Consider the following 14,883-nt stretch of genomic DNA (forward strand, 5'->3'; position numbering starts at 1 on the left):
ACAGAACAAACAACAGGGTAAAATATTGACCGGGATCGCAACATCATATCGCTCAGGCTTTATAGTGACCCCGCTTTTCAATACCCGGACTTTCCGCTCTGACGGGAAGCAAAAACAATAAGATGAGAATGCCGAGATGAACACCAAAGCTGCATTATGCTCTGCCCTGTTACTGGCTGCCCCGGCCGCCCAAAGTGAAGAATTGATCCAGTGGTGGGATGCCAGTGTGACCGGCCTGTATGGTCAGGACTATGATTTGGCCCCCAGTGATGACCAAACCACTGTCACCTTTGAAACCGCCGGTGCCTGGAAATATGGCGACTGGTTTGCTTTCCAGGACGTGACCTGGTTTAACGGCAACAACGGTGGTCATGACGACACCACTTACGGTGAAATCACCACCCGCTTCAGCATGGGCAAGATCTTCGGTATGCAGGGCTTTGGCCCGGTAACGGATCTGTCGCTGGCGCTATCGCTGGAAGAAGGCAAAGGCGATGTGGAAACTCTGCTGTATGGTGTGGGTATGGATCTGGCGATCCCGGGTTTCACTTACTTTCAGTTGAACACCTTCCGCCGCGATGCACTCAACAGCAACAATATCTCTGATGGTTGGCAGCTGTCCCCGGCATTCCGGGTAGACATCCCGGTTGGCAGCAGCAAGCTGGTGATCGACGGCTATATCGACTGGGTATTCGCCACCGATGACGGCGCTTTTGAAACCAACTTCCACTTCAACCCACAGGTAAAATATGACCTGGGCCAGTTGCTGATGGGTGAAGCCAAGGCCAACAAACTGTTGGTCGGTGTGGAATACGATTTCTGGGACAACAAGTATGGTGTAAATGGCATTCAGCAAAACACCTTCTCTGTAATTGCCCAGTATCACTTCTAAGGAAGGTGCGAATAAGTCCCGTGCGTGCTCTGCGAGTGCTGACAGCTTCTAGATGCGCGGCGCAGTTTGAAGTTACTGGCCCTAGTCCTTATCGAGAACTGCAACAAAGCAGATAGAGCTGTCAGCCTCGCCTGAAGGGGCTTTTGAGCAATCACGATTTTTTGGGTATTCAGCTTTGGAAGGCAACCAGCCTTCCTTTATCTGAATACCTCGAACTCGCTTCTGCTCATAAGCCAGAGTGCCGCGAGGACTTGTTCGTATCTTCCCTAACTGTCATTTTGATGTGACGTTTGGAAAGTGTTGAGACGACAAGGCCCCGCATGGCGGGGCCTTGTGTTTTGGGCATGAGCAACCAGTTCAGGTCATTAGCTCACTCAGTTGCCTTAATTCCCTCAGTTCGCTCAATTCAATATGGGGCAGACACCCTGTCCCCGAAGTCAACGGCAGCGCGCCTGCCGCCGGATTGAGCCAGGCGGCCTGACATCCGGCCCGTCTTGCGCCCTGCACATCAGACTGCCAGCAGTCCCCCACATGCAATATCTCTGCAGGAGATACCGCCAGCTCCTGTGTCAGCAGCTTGAACATATCGGAATAAGGTTTCATTCTCAGCCCTTTACCCGGGTGAACAACCTTTCTCAGCAGCGGCGTCAAGCCAATACGATCGGCGTCCACATTGCCGTTGGTGATACCGGCCAGCAGATACTTTTCATCCAATTTCGCCAGCAAGGCCAACACCTCGTCTGAGACCCGAAAATCACTGCGGTGGTGCAGAAAACAGGCCATCGCCTGCTCCACTTCTTTTTTCAGCTGCTCGCCACCGTAGCCCCAGCTGATCAGCGCCCGGGTCAGCACGGCTTCACGGCAGGCGGTAGTATCGTGTACCAGTTCGGGTTGCGATCTGAGCACCAGACGTTTGCAGGCCAGCCAGTCTTCATCCTGCCATTCATGGGCGGCGGTGAAACGGCTGCGCAGATGATTGCTCAGGGCCTCTCTGGCGGCACGAATAACGGGGCGGTTGTCATACAGGGTGTCATCCAAATCAAAGGACAGCACACAGTAAGGCTCTGGTCTGATATAGATCTTCATTTGCTTCCCTTCTTCGCCCGCGGATGAGCGTCATCATAAACCCTGGCCAGATGCTGAAAATCCAGACTGGTATAAATCTGCGTGGTGGCCAGATTGGCATGTCCCAGCAATTCCTGCACCGCCCGCAGATCGCCGCTGGACTCCAGCATATGGGTGGCAAACGAATGCCTGAGCTTGTGGGGATGCACCCTGACGCCGGTGCCCTGCAAAGCCCCCCACTTGGCCAGCCGGGACTGAATACTGCGATGAGACAACCGGGCGCCGCTTTGTGCCACAAACAAGGCATCATCCTGGCAGGGGAAAGTGCCCCGCACGCTAAGCCAGGCTTCAAGCGCCAAGCTCGCTTTGCTGCCCACGGGCACAATGCGCTCTTTGCCGCCTTTACCCATCACCTTCACTTCGCGGTTGGCCAATGACAGATCCACCCGATCCAGTGAAGCCAGCTCAGCCAGACGCAAGCCTGATGAGTAAAACAGCTCCATGATGGCGTGATCCCGCAGCAGCAGTGGCTCATCCCCCTGCATATCCAGCAGCGCACTGACGCCATCGGCATCCATATTTTTGGGTAACGTCTTGTGTTGCTTAGGGGTTTTCAGGCTGCGTGCCGGCGAGGCAGCCAACACATTTTCCCGCAGCAAAAAATCATAAAACTGCCTCAATGCCGACAGTGACAGCGCGATTGAGCGTGGACTCAGTCCTTTGCGGTGCAATCTGGCCAGCGCCTGTTGCAGCTCATCGCGGTTGGCTGTCAGCAGCGAAAAGCCGTCTCTCAGAGATTGAATACGTTTGAGTTCAAACAGGTAATTACGGCAGGTGAGCGGCGACAGTTGCCGCTCGGCAGAAAGATAGTTGTGAAATTGTTCCAGCCAGTGGCTGTCTTTGTCTGTCATGGCACAACCGTCAGAGTTTGGGCAACAGATGGTCCAGCATTAACCTCAATTGATCCATCAACATATGGTCCATCTCCGGATGGAAATGACTGCCATCATGGCTGGCGATGGCAAAGATCACCCGGCCACAGTCATGGGACAGGCGGGTCAGCGCAACAGATCCCACATCGGTACCAAACAGCCGCTGCGACTCTTCCTGGGTCAGCCGCCCGAAGTAATACCCGGTTTCAAGCCGCTTACGCCAGATATCGGCCAGGGCACTGTCCAGATCATGCACGGTAATCAAACGCACATGGCTGAAACCATACTGGGACTGCAAACGGGCAGAGAGCAACTGACGCAACTCGCCCATATCCTCACAATCCAGCAATTCGCTGGACAGGGCGCAGTTGAAACGGAAAATTTTCTCGTTGCGTGACGCCATGGACAGCAACTGAGTGATCTCCTCCTCCAGTTGATTGACCCGGCCGCGCAGCAACTCCTGCCTGCGCTCAACCAGCGACACCACACCACGCTCGGCGTGGGGCAGCCTCATGGCGAGCAACAATTCAGGATAACGCTGAAAAAAATCGGGATTATCGAGCAGGTATTCGCGGATGATCGCTTCATCCAACATACCTGCATCGAGTTGTGCGCCTGCGCCGGTCATTTCAGGCACAGACTGCTTGGTATCACTCATAACTGAATTTGTCCGTCGTACACCTGCTCGGCAGGCCCTGTCATCCATAAAGGTTTGCCTTCACCCTCCCAGCTGATGGAAAGGCTGCCACCGGGTAAGTCTACCTGAACCTGTTGTCCAAGTTTACCCTGCATCTGGCCTACCACCACAGCCGCGCAGGCACCACTGCCACAGGCCAGCGTCTCGGCAGCGCCACGCTCATAGACCCGCAACTTGATGTGCTCTTTACTCAACACCTGCATAAAACCGACGTTCACACCTTTGGGAAAACGCTCATGACGGGTCAGCTGACTGCCGATACCTTCAACATCAGCCAGAGTGACGTCTTCAACATCCAGCACACAGTGGGGGTTACCCATGGAGACTGCGCCGCACAGGAAAGCCTGGGTTCCGGCCTGCAGCAAATAAGTCTTTTCCGCCTTCTTGGCTTTGAAGGGGATCTGCGCGGGCTCCAGCACAGGCACGCCCATATTGACCGTGACACTGCCGTCACGCTCTACCCTCAGCGTCATCTTGCCATTGGCGGTACTGACACGAATTTTATGCTTGTTGGTCAATCCCTTATTGCGAACAAAACGGGCAAAACAGCGAGCGCCATTGCCACATTGTTCAACTTCACTGCCATCGGCGTTGAAGATCCGGTAGTGAAAATCCAGATCCGGATCATAGGGCGGCTCAACCAGCAACAGTTGATCAAACCCGATACCAAAATTTCTGTCAGCCAGACGCTTGATCTGCTCAGGCGAAAAAAACACATTCTGGGTTACGCCATCGACGACCATAAAGTCATTGCCAAGACCGTGCATCTTAGTGAAATGGATCAAGTGAAGTTTCCTTTCGCACGGCCGCCAGCAGCGGCCGCTAACTCATTAACTTAGTGTCAGTTTACGGCAGCAGATGCTCACCTTGCCAGAGCTGGGTCAATTTTTCCCGCTCACGCACCAGATAGTGCTGAGCACCATCCACCATCACCTCAGCCACCCGCGGGCGGGAGTTATAGTTGGACGCCATGGCAAAACCGTAAGCACCGGCGCTGCGCACCGCCAGCAAGTCCCCGGCCTCTACATTCAACTGCCTGTTTTTACCGAGGAAGTCTCCGGTTTCGCAAACAGGGCCGACAATGTCGAAGGAACGGGTTTGGCCGCCGCGTGGGATCACAGGAATGATTTTCTGCCAGGCGCTATACAGAGATGGGCGAATAAGGTCATTCATTGCGCCATCGACGATGGCAAAATTCTTGTCGCTGTTTTCTTTCAGATACAGCACCTGGGTTACAAAGATCCCGGCGTTGGCAGCAATGGCACGGCCCGGCTCGAAAATCAGCTTAAGCTGACGACCGGCAAATTTGGCCAGCAGCGCCTTGGCGTAATCATCAGGATGCGGTGGGGTTTCTTCATCGTAGGTGACACCCAGGCCGCCGCCCACATCGAAGTGCTCAATCACTATGCCCTGCTCAGCCAGCCGATCGATCAGCGCCAGCAGGCGATCCACGGCATCCAGAAACGGGTGCAGTTCGGTCAGCTGGGAGCCGATATGGCAATCCACCCCTTTGACCTGCAGATGGGGCAAAGAGTGAGCCCGCAGGAACAGACCTTCCGCCTCTTCCATGGCAATACCGAACTTATTCTCTTTCAGCCCGGTGGAAATATAAGGATGAGTACCGGCATCGACATCCGGATTGATCCTAAGCGACACCGGCGCGATAACACCCAGCTCGCCGGCCACCTCGTTGAGGGTATCCAGCTCTGCCGCCGACTCCACGTTGAAACAGCAAATCCCGGCACGCATGGCCTGCGCCATTTCGTCGCGGGTTTTACCGACGCCGGAGAACACCACCCTGGCGGGATCTCCCCCGGCCTGCAGCACCCGCGCCAGCTCACCGCCAGAGACGATATCAAAACCACTGCCCAAACGGGCCAGCACATTGAGTACCGCCAGATTGGAGTTGGCTTTGACCGCATAACAGATCATATGGGGAACACTGGCAACGGCCCGGTCAAAAGCATGCCAGTGGCGCTCGAGCGTCGCGCGGGAGTAGAGGTAAAGAGGCGTGCCATATTGGGCAGCGATATCCGCTACCTGACACTCCTCGGCGCAGAGTACATCATCCTTATAAAGAAAGTGATCCAACTTCTTTTATTCCTTAGGGTTTTTCTGTTCTTTTTGTTCTACCTTGCCAGCCTGATTGTCCTGCATGGCAGGGGCTTTATACAGAGGGCCTTTCTGGCCGCATCCGACACTCACTAAACTAGCAAGTAATATCAGTAAAAACAGTCTCATTTTTCTCAATATCTGTGCTTATCATGGCAATGGACTTATAATCGCATCCAACAGCGAGAATGCAAAGGACAGTTACACATGGCGATGACAGATACCGAGTTCCACCAGTTGGCCGATGAGATGTTCCAGACCATAGAAAGTGCCATCGAGAATGCCATTGATGAGCAGGATGCCGATGTCGATGTGGATGCCAGCGGTGGCGTATTACAGCTGGAGTTCGACGATGGATCCAAAATCGTGATCAACAAACAGGAACCTCTGCACCAGATTTGGGTAGCCACCAAATTCGGCGGTTATCACTTCAGTTTTGAGAATGGTCAGTGGCTGGATATGCGCACCGATGCCGGTGAATTCATGCCATTCGTCAAGGCTTCCATTGCCCGCCAGAGCGGCATTCAGATCGAGTTCTGACAGCAATTGCAACATCAAAAAAAGCAGCTCAGGCTGCTTTTTTAATCTGCGAATCAATCTTATAAATCTCAAAACTCACGATTAAACTCGTGCCTGTCGACACCGAATGGCGATAGCGTCAACTCGCCATCGACCCGCTCAAGCCGGAAAAACTGCGGCATATTAAAGCGGCTGCCAGCAGTATGATGCTCACTGAATACAAACTGGTGACTGATGCGTTTAACCATCTCACTGATATCGGAGTTTTTCTGTAAAAAGTGTTGCTGCTGATTGTGTTCATCAAGCACAAATACATCCAGATCACGGCCATCCTGGCGCAGGAAATACTGAGTCACCCCACGGGTGGCATAATGCTGAATCGCTTCCGGCAAGGTCGCCAGCGGCTCATTGGGCAGATCCGGTCTGGGCAGCGATACCACATGGCCCTTCACCAGTTGCTGAAACAGCGAGCGGGCATCACAGAGGTCCTGCCACACCAGACCTGTGGTGTTATAAAACAGCCCGAAGCGACGTTTGCCGACATGCAGCGGCTGCATCAGAGTCGTGGCAGTCTTGCCGTGATGACTTAGTCTGGCCGCCTGACTGAGATAATTTTGTACCGTTTGCGCCAGCTGTGCTTTCAGTCTGGCCGAACAGCTCAGTACATTCAGCTGCACCTGCTCTCTGGAGCGCTTGAGACCCGGCGCCACAAAGGTCAGCGCCTGTAACAGCGCCAACTCTCCAGAATATTGATGAATGTGAAACTCACCCCAGTTATTGATCGACAGAATATCAATGGTCGCCAGCATATTTTGTCGGCTGCGGCCAAGTGACAGCACACTGGCATTGAGCCTGTCGATCATCATCTCCTGTCCCTGCCAGTGCGCAGTGGGATCCTGCTCCAGATTGAGCACAAACAGCACCTGGCGGAAATACCAGGGATGACACAAATCTTCTTTCGAAACTTTGACATCGCATTGCGACACCAAAGGCAACATTTGCCGCACCAACTGCTGCAGACGGGCATCCTGCTGCAGATTATCGGCCCGTTCCCTGAACCAGCGGGTTTGCGCCGTGGCCACACTGTTGATACACGCCCAGCAAAGCAGCGACGCCAGTGACTCGCCCTGATACAGCAATTCACCATCCACATCAGTGTCATTATCCATACGCAGCAACGACCAGGATTTATCCCGCACAATCCGCAGCCGCGGCTCTCCCACGCCCCGACTCCAGAGCAGATTGAAGCGCACCAGTTGATCGCTGTCGCCACTGAAATAGGTATGGAGTTTACGGGTCAGCATGCCGAGCTCATCAATCCGCATATCACTGCTGAGCTGACGGCTGGCGGCAAACTTCAGCAGCGTCTGATAGCTGCGGATCATCAGCTCATTGAGTTGTTTGTTGAACCAGCGCAGTTGCCCGGCATGCCAGTGCTCGGCGGCATCCAGGGTTCTGAGCAGCTGCTCGTCCCAGCCCCACTCCTGCACCAGACTTTTGAGCTTGTAATAACGCCAGTCCACCATCTGTTGCCGGGCCGTCAGGCGGACACCGCATTTAAGATAAAAACAGCGGCGAATAAGCTCCAGCCGCCGGGTATCCCCAAGGCCGGTCAGATAGTTCTCAATAAATTCGTAGAGTATGCAGTAAGGATCGTTGCCGGCAGAGAAGTCGCCGGCTTCGGTACGTTGCCAGAGTCGGTCGCTGAGCAGTTCAAGCGCCTGTCCATCGGCAGCATACGCCTCCAGCAACAGCACTTTAAGCAGCGCCTTGTGGGGGGCTTCCAGGCCTTTGTAAAGCTGCCATAAAGCCGCACCCAGATATTCCGACGCCAACTGCTGATGGACATCGCCCAGCAACAGCAGCCCCTCGGCCGGGCGCGCATCCGGCCACCAGGCGATCATCTTGCCGGCAAGGCAAATATGACTGCGATAAAACTCTTCCAGCAGCAACCAGCGCTGCGCCGTACCGCTGTGTTCATGGCCCATGGCTCTGTCCGGCGCATCATCATCCAGCCGGGTGGTGAATTGATGAGGGTGAACCAGATAGAAATTGGCTTCCAGCTGGAATTGCGCCAGCCACTGACTGATGAGGTCGGCCTTTTGCCGCAGCTGCTGCAACTCATAGTTACCCAGCTGCTCATGGTGTATCAGCCAGATATCCAGATCACTGAAACGGTTTTGCCCAAAACTGCCGGTGCTGCCCATGGTGTAAATCCCTTCCAGCGCAGGTAAACCAGCCTGTAATTCCGGCTGTGGCAGCCCCAAATCCGACAGTATGTCCGGGATCCGGTCATCCATCCGCAAACCGGCAATACCCTGCGGGCAAAAGGGCCCGTTATAACCGGGAAGTCCCTGCTGATGCACATGAAACAGTGTCGGGATCAGCTTGAGCAACTGCCGCTGCAGCGGCGACAGCAAAGCCTTGGCCCGGGCGAGACGAACGACATTGAGCCGGGCCGCCAGCTCCTGCTTACAGCGCTGTGTCCCACGGCAGGCATGAGAGAAATCGTCAGACTGGAGATAAGATGAGGCTGAGTGCAAATCCGACATCTCGCCATCATCAAACAAGCTACCTGTATCCAAATCAATTCCTTGGGAAAAGTTCACAGCCCAAATGCTAACAGGTTAGCCAACTCAGACAATAGAGTGAGATCAAGATCACACTAAATAGTGAACACAGGCAGTGCTTACTTCAAAGATCCGGCAGCCACGGCTTTCATCAGGCGGCATTAGTGTTTAGCATGTCGGCAACCAAGATCTCAGATGGATTTAGAGCATGTCCCAAAACCTGATTCGTATCGCCACCCGCAAAAGCCCTCTGGCCCTGTGGCAGGCCGAGTTTGTTAAAGCCGAACTGGAGCGCATCCACCCGGGCCTGACTGTTGAACTGCTGCCGATGAGCACCAAAGGCGACATTATCCTGGATACCCCTCTGGCCAAAGTTGGCGGCAAGGGGCTGTTCGTGAAAGAGCTGGAAGTGGCCATGCTGGAAGGTCAGGCGGACATCGCAGTGCACTCCATGAAAGATGTACCGGTAGAGTTCCCCGAGGGACTGGGACTGGAAGTCATCTGCGAGCGGGAAGATCCCCGTGATGCGTTCGTTTCCAACACTTACAAATCCATCGATGAATTGCCACAGGGCGCCGTGGTAGGCACGTCAAGCCTGCGCCGTCAGTGCCAGCTGCGTGCTTCTCGTCCGGATCTGGTGATCAAAGATCTGCGCGGCAACGTGGGGACCCGTCTGGGCAAACTGGATGCCGGTGAATACGATGCCATTATTCTGGCTGCAGCCGGTCTTATCCGCCTGGAACTGAGCGAACGTATCGCCAGCTTCATCAGCGAAGAAGCCTCTCTGCCTGCCAACGGCCAGGGCGCAGTGGGTATTGAATGCCGCACCGACGATGAGCGGGTAAAAGCCCTGCTGGCGCCGCTGGAGCACAAGCAAACCCGTTACCGTGTACTGGCCGAACGTGCCATGAACACCCGTCTGGAAGGCGGTTGTCAGGTACCTATCGGCGCATTTGCTACCATCGACGGCGACACTCTGCACCTGCGTGGTCTGGTGGGCAATCCGGATGGCAGCGAGATTATCCGTGGCGAAATCTCTGGCCCAACAGCCGAGTTTGAACAGCTGGGTATTGCTCTGGCCGACGAACTGCTGGGCAAAGGTGCCAAATCGATTCTGGATGCGGTTTACTGCAAGGCCTGATGATGAAGGTACTGCTGACGCGCCCCGAGGGGCGCAATCAGACCCTGTCTGCCGCGCTGTCTGAGCGCGGCATCGCTCATCTTATTTACCCTCTGATGGGGGTTGAAGCCACGCCACCAAGCCTGCCCCAGGCAACTGTTCTGGCAGCCGACATCATTATTTTCGTCAGTACCAATGCGGTGCATTTTGGCAGTAAAGCCCTGGGTCAACCCTGGCCGGCCAATGCCAGTTACTTTGCCGTTGGCAAAGCCACCTGGGACAGTTTTGCCAATGCAGGCATAACCGGCGCACGCGCCAGCGATGACAATCAGCAAACCGAAGGTCTGCTGGCCCTGCCAGCCCTTAATCAGGTCGCGGGCAAGCGAGTGGTGATTGTCCGCGGCAATGGTGGTCGCGAACTGCTTGGACAAACCCTGATGGAGCGGGGGGCACAGGTGGATTTCTGGGAAGTCTACCAACGTACCGGCCCACAGGCCGCAGACCCCGAATTGTGCCGCCAATGGCAGGCATTTGGGATAGATACCATACTGATCACCAGCCCTGAGATGCTCGACAGTCTTATCACTTTGGTGCCAAAAGAATTATTTCCATGGCTGAGTGCATGTCATATCATAGTACCCAGTAGCCGGGCCGAAGCGCAGGCCATTGCCAGAGGATTGACCCAGGTCACCAACGCCGGAGCCGCTCACGCGGAGGCCATGCTGGCGGCGCTGAGCTGACAACTTCCGGGTGGCAAGGTGCGCGGCCGTCGCATTTTCGTCATCAAGGACTGTTTCATGGACAACAAATCGCCCAAGTCCCCGGACGCTGAAGCTATTCAGGCCGACAGCGCCTATGTCACTGCCCTGGAGTCAGCCAGTGTTTCCCGGGAGCAGCCGCAGACAAGCGAGTCTGTCGAATCACCTCAATCTGTTACCGCCACCCGTCCTTCCCGTCGCTGGGGTCTGGGGCTGTTACTTATCCTGTGTATCCTGCTCACCTTGCTGGCGCTGGCCGGCAGCGCTTTTCTGTATGAGCAAATGAGCAAACAGCAGGCGCAGTTTACCGAACAACTGGCGCGTCAGGATCTGGCCATGCAGCAGGCACTTAAGGCCCCTGTCAGTCAGCTGGACACCCTCGCCGCCCGCCAGCAGCAAATTGATCGCAGTCTTGCCGCACTCAAACCGCTGCCTGAGCAATATCAGCAACTGAATGAACGACTTGCCAATCTGGCTGACAAGACACCAAGCCACTGGCAGGCTGCCGAGGCCAACTATCTGGTGACGATGGCCGGTCGCAAACTCTGGCTGGAAAAAGATCCCATGACAGCAGCTGGCCTGCTGGAAGCGGCCGATCAACGCATTGCCGCCATGCAGGACCCCGCCCTGCTGCCGCTGCGCAAAGCCCTCGCCAAGGACATTGCCGCGGTTAAAGCCATTCGTCAGGTGGATATCGCCGGCACAGTGTTTACCCTGGATGAGATCATCAACAATCTCGATAAGTTACCGCTCAACCGGGCGGAAATGACTGCCAGTCAGGCCGCAACAGACAACAGCCAGTTGTCAGATTCCCTGGCTGACTGGAAGAGCAACCTCGCCAAAACCTGGCAGGCACTGCTGGATGATTTCATTGTCATCCGCCCGCGCACTACAGATAAAGCGCCGTTGCTGAGTCCGGATCAACAATGGTATCTGGCCGAGAATATCCGCGGCAAATTACTGCAGGCACAGCTGGCACTTTATCGCGGCAATGAAATCAACTATCGCACGGCCATCTCTATGGCCCGCACCTGGATATTCCAGTACTACGATCTGGCATCGCCAGAGGTGGAATCCACCCTCAAAGCTCTGGAGGCCATGGAAACCCTGAAACTATCAACCATCAGCATGAATCACTTCGAATCATCGGCGCTGCTGAAACAACTGATTGAGCAAGGTGAGCTGCACAATGCAGCCGGGGAGTCACTATGATCCGGGCCCTGGCCTTTCTGATTATCATTCTGGCCGGTTTATGCCTCAGCCCCTGGCTGGTCGGCAATACTGGCTATGTCTATGTCGCGGCAGGCGACTACCAGGCGGAAACCAGTGTGGTGTTCGCCATTATGCTGTTACTGGTCGCCTTCGGTCTGATCCAGGTGGTTGAATGGCTGCTGATAAAGTTGCTGACGCTGATCTTTAACAGCCGCCTGTTACCGGAACGCTGGCGCCGCAATGCCGCCCGCAAACACACCCTCAACGGCGCACTGGCGTTGGCCGAGGAAAACTGGTCAGGCGCAGAGCAGGCCATGGCCAAAGGTGCCAAAAAAGGTGAACTGCCAGCCCTGAATCTGCTGGCGGCCGCACGGGCGGCTCAACATCAACAACACTATGAGCAGCGCGATGCCTATTTGGCTGAGGCAGAGAATTATCCTCAGGCACAGCAGGCAGTACAGACCAGCCGGGTGCGATATCTGATGCAACAGCAGGCCTGGGAGCTGGCGGCGGCAGAGCTGGAAAAATTGCATCCGGGCCCCCGCAGCAGTCAGCCGATACTGCGCCTGGCGGTGGAACTATACCGACATGAGCAAAACTGGGGCGCACTGCTCAAGCTCATGCCAACTCTCGAGAAAAAACAGGTACTGAACGCCAGCACTCTGAGTCGGCTAAACCACGAGATTCACCTGAGCCACCTGTCTGTCGCCGGTGATGCAGGATTGCCACAACTGGAGCTGGCTTGGGGCGACCTGCCGCGCCAGTCACAGCAAGACCCTGAGTTATTGGCAATATACTGTCGGGGACTGATGCGATTCAATCAAACTGACAAAGCCATAAAACTCATACTCAAAGCTTTGAAAAAGCAGTTTCAGCCGCAACTGGCATTGGTACTGGCAGAATGGGCGCCCTCCGATAATCATGCCGCGATCAAAGCCTTGACGGATATGGCTTCTACGCAGGAGAACAATGCCGCTTATCAGGAGGCAATGGCGAGGCTGAATCAACGTCAGCGTGAGTTTAAGCAAGCCAGAATACACTGGCAAAAGGTGTGCGAATTGTCACCCAGCCGTAACGCCTGGTTGGCCTTGGGAGAACTGCAACAACAGCTCGGCGATAACAGCGGCGCACTGCACAGCTTCCATCAGGCTGCAAAATTGTAAAATAAGTTAATATCAAAAGGGGAGCCAAAGCTCCCCTTCCTGCCTACAATCCATCCACAAAAACTACCTGAACTTCAATAAAACACAGTTTGTGCTGGCAAGCTCACTTTTTACGCAACTTAAGCTCCAAAGCAAGACTCAGAATCAGCATAACCAAAAATAAAAACAAATAAACACAATACTTTACGCTGCGTCAATAAATTGACCAAGCTTCCAACAAGGCAATACCATGGGATGCTGGTCAGAATTCTGCTGACCCCATCTTAAAAAACGGACTTTAAAGGCTGTTGGGAGCAAAAAAATGGGAACCTTCACCGCACCAAAAGCAGGCCTGTTGACTGAGGTTAATGGACGCATTTCTGTAGACACAGGAGAAACACAACTCCAATTGCAGGCGGGCCAACGAATCGAACCCGGCAGCAAATTGGTGATAGGTGACGACACCAAATTTGAAATTCAGTTTGATGACGGAACCTCAATCTCCAATCAAACCCTGAATACGCCCACCAGTAACGATGCCGCGACCGACGATGCACTGCAGGCAGAAATCAATGATATTCAGCAGCAAATCCTTGCAGGTGATGACCCGACAGAAGATTTACCTGAAACCGCGGCGGGCCAGGCTGGCGGGCAGGGCCACGATGGCTTCAGCAGTGTAGATCGCACCGGCAATGAAACTCTGGGCCGCGCGGGCTATGACACCAGCGCGACCACAATCAATCCAGGACTGGGCAATGAGGAATCACCGTTTATTGCCTCTATTGTAGAAAACCTATCACTGAATGTGTCTGCCCCGGACAACACCACGGATACCACACCGCTGATCACCGGCTCTACCAATGCCGCTCCCGGAAGCCAGGTAACCCTGGTCGTCACCGACAGCAATGGTAATCAACAGGTTATCTCAGCCACGGTGCAACCTGATGGCTCATTTTCCGCTGAAATCCCTCAGCCACTGCCGGACGGAGAGTACACGGTAGATGGCACAGTCGTGGATAACAATAACAACACTGCCAACGACTCAGACACCGGCAGCGTTGATATCGCGCCCCCCAGTGTAACAGTGCAAATTACAGAAGATGCCAACGATGATGGCTACATCAATGAAGCTGAGCTTAACGGTGAAGTGAACTTCACTGTCACCCTGGGTGCGGGCACTGCCTTGGGCGATACCCTGATAGTCACTGACAATCAGGGTAATGAACTCTTTAACGGCACCGTGACGCAGGACATGCTGGATAACGGCCTTGAGCTGACCACCCCAGCACCAGAAACCGGTACCAATCTGCAAATTACTGCCACGGTTACTGATCCCGCTGGTAACACGGCTTCCGGTGAAGATAGTGCGATTCTGGATTACGGCGATGGCGACGGCGCCCCAATGGCACCAACTGTGGTGATTACCGAAGATGCCAACAACGATGGTTATATCAATGAGGCAGAACTTAACGGTGAAGTGAACTTCACCGTCACCCTGGGTGCGGGCACTGCCGTCGGTGATACCCTGGTGGTGACCGACAATCAGGGCAATGAACTGTTCACCGGCACTGTCACCCAGGAGATGATCGACAACGGTCTTGAGCTGACCACCCCAGCACCAGAAACCGGTACCAATCTGCAAATTACTGCCACGGTTACTGATCCCGCTGGTAACACAGCGTCCAACTCGGACAACGCAAATCTGACCTCCGCGGCCAATGATGTAAATACAGTAGAAGAGGACAGTTCAGCCACAGGTAACGTGCTGGATAATGACGTCGGCAACTCTTCAGTCATCAGCTTCACCGTCGACATTGATGGCGAAGGCGACGGCGGCCAAATCAGTTTCAATGCCGGTGAGACG

Annotated in this window: 14 protein-coding genes; 7 read left to right on the forward strand and 7 right to left on the reverse strand. The window is 54.7% G+C overall.

The window, feature by feature from the left end; all coding sequences use genetic code 11:
• The first annotated feature begins 136 nt into the window (after positions 1–136).
• Positions 137–892 (forward strand): outer membrane protein OmpK, encoded by a 756-nt coding sequence (locus tag ACRRUX_RS13255; RefSeq protein WP_432531065.1) that lies wholly within the window; start codon positions 137–139, stop codon positions 890–892.
• A gap of 357 nt (positions 893–1,249) precedes the next feature.
• Here the strand turns inward: ACRRUX_RS13255 and ACRRUX_RS13260 are convergent, their stop codons facing one another.
• The 6 genes from ACRRUX_RS13260 to lptM all read right to left on the reverse strand — a co-directional run bounded on the left by ACRRUX_RS13260 (position 1,250) and on the right by lptM (position 5,827).
• A complete protein-coding gene (locus ACRRUX_RS13260) occupies positions 1,250–1,978 on the reverse strand; it encodes an HAD-IA family hydrolase (protein ID WP_432531067.1) in 729 nt (242 codons plus the stop codon).
• Complete coding sequence (gene xerC, locus ACRRUX_RS13265) at positions 1,975–2,868, reverse strand: tyrosine recombinase XerC (protein WP_432531069.1); 894 nt, start codon at positions 2,866–2,868, stop codon at positions 1,975–1,977. The genes ACRRUX_RS13260 and xerC overlap by 4 nt, the downstream gene beginning before the upstream one ends.
• A gap of 10 nt (positions 2,869–2,878) precedes the next feature.
• Complete coding sequence (locus ACRRUX_RS13270; RefSeq protein ID WP_432531095.1) at positions 2,879–3,517, reverse strand: DUF484 family protein; 639 nt, start codon at positions 3,515–3,517, stop codon at positions 2,879–2,881.
• A 26-nt stretch (positions 3,518–3,543) separates the two neighbouring features.
• A complete protein-coding gene (gene dapF / locus ACRRUX_RS13275; RefSeq protein ID WP_432531071.1) occupies positions 3,544–4,371 on the reverse strand; it encodes a diaminopimelate epimerase in 828 nt (275 codons plus the stop codon).
• Between the two features lie 61 nt (positions 4,372–4,432).
• Positions 4,433–5,677 carry a diaminopimelate decarboxylase gene (gene lysA, locus ACRRUX_RS13280; protein ID WP_432531073.1) on the reverse strand — a complete coding sequence of 415 codons (1,245 nt, stop codon included), beginning with the start codon at positions 5,675–5,677 and terminating at the stop codon, positions 4,433–4,435.
• Between the two features lie 6 nt (positions 5,678–5,683).
• Positions 5,684–5,827: an LPS translocon maturation chaperone LptM gene (lptM, locus tag ACRRUX_RS13285; RefSeq protein ID WP_432531075.1), complete on the reverse strand. Its 144-nt coding sequence runs from the start codon at positions 5,825–5,827 to the stop codon at positions 5,684–5,686.
• Between the two features lie 78 nt (positions 5,828–5,905).
• Here lptM and cyaY point away from each other — a divergent pair, with 78 nt between their 5' ends.
• Positions 5,906–6,238, forward strand: a complete 333-nt coding sequence (cyaY, locus tag ACRRUX_RS13290) for an iron donor protein CyaY (protein WP_432531077.1) — start codon at positions 5,906–5,908, stop codon at positions 6,236–6,238.
• Positions 6,239–6,306: 68 nt separating this feature from the next.
• Here cyaY and ACRRUX_RS13295 read toward each other — a convergent pair whose 3' ends face one another.
• Positions 6,307–8,802: a class I adenylate cyclase gene (locus ACRRUX_RS13295; RefSeq protein WP_432531079.1), complete on the reverse strand. Its 2,496-nt coding sequence runs from the start codon at positions 8,800–8,802 to the stop codon at positions 6,307–6,309.
• Positions 8,803–8,995: 193 nt separating this feature from the next.
• On the opposite strand from ACRRUX_RS13295, the gene hemC reads away from it, so the two are divergent.
• The 5 genes from hemC to ACRRUX_RS13320 all read left to right on the forward strand — a co-directional run.
• A complete protein-coding gene (gene hemC / locus ACRRUX_RS13300; protein ID WP_432531081.1) occupies positions 8,996–9,928 on the forward strand; it encodes a hydroxymethylbilane synthase in 933 nt (310 codons plus the stop codon).
• A 2-nt stretch (positions 9,929–9,930) separates the two neighbouring features.
• The gene (locus ACRRUX_RS13305; RefSeq protein ID WP_432531097.1) at positions 9,931–10,647 is read left to right on the forward strand and encodes a uroporphyrinogen-III synthase; all 717 of its coding nucleotides are present in this window, start codon (positions 9,931–9,933) and stop codon (positions 10,645–10,647) included.
• Between the two features lie 57 nt (positions 10,648–10,704).
• A complete protein-coding gene (locus ACRRUX_RS13310) occupies positions 10,705–11,877 on the forward strand; it encodes a uroporphyrinogen-III C-methyltransferase (RefSeq protein ID WP_432531083.1) in 1,173 nt (390 codons plus the stop codon).
• Positions 11,874–13,040: a heme biosynthesis HemY N-terminal domain-containing protein gene (locus tag ACRRUX_RS13315; RefSeq protein ID WP_432531085.1), complete on the forward strand. Its 1,167-nt coding sequence runs from the start codon at positions 11,874–11,876 to the stop codon at positions 13,038–13,040. The genes ACRRUX_RS13310 and ACRRUX_RS13315 overlap by 4 nt, the downstream gene beginning before the upstream one ends.
• A gap of 301 nt (positions 13,041–13,341) precedes the next feature.
• Positions 13,342–14,883 (forward strand): retention module-containing protein (locus ACRRUX_RS13320; RefSeq protein ID WP_432531087.1); only part of this gene is annotated, 1,542 nt, incomplete at its 3' end.

Source organism: Shewanella sp. GXUN23E (assembly GCF_050865035.1).
Lineage (GTDB): Bacteria > Pseudomonadota > Gammaproteobacteria > Enterobacterales > Shewanellaceae > Shewanella.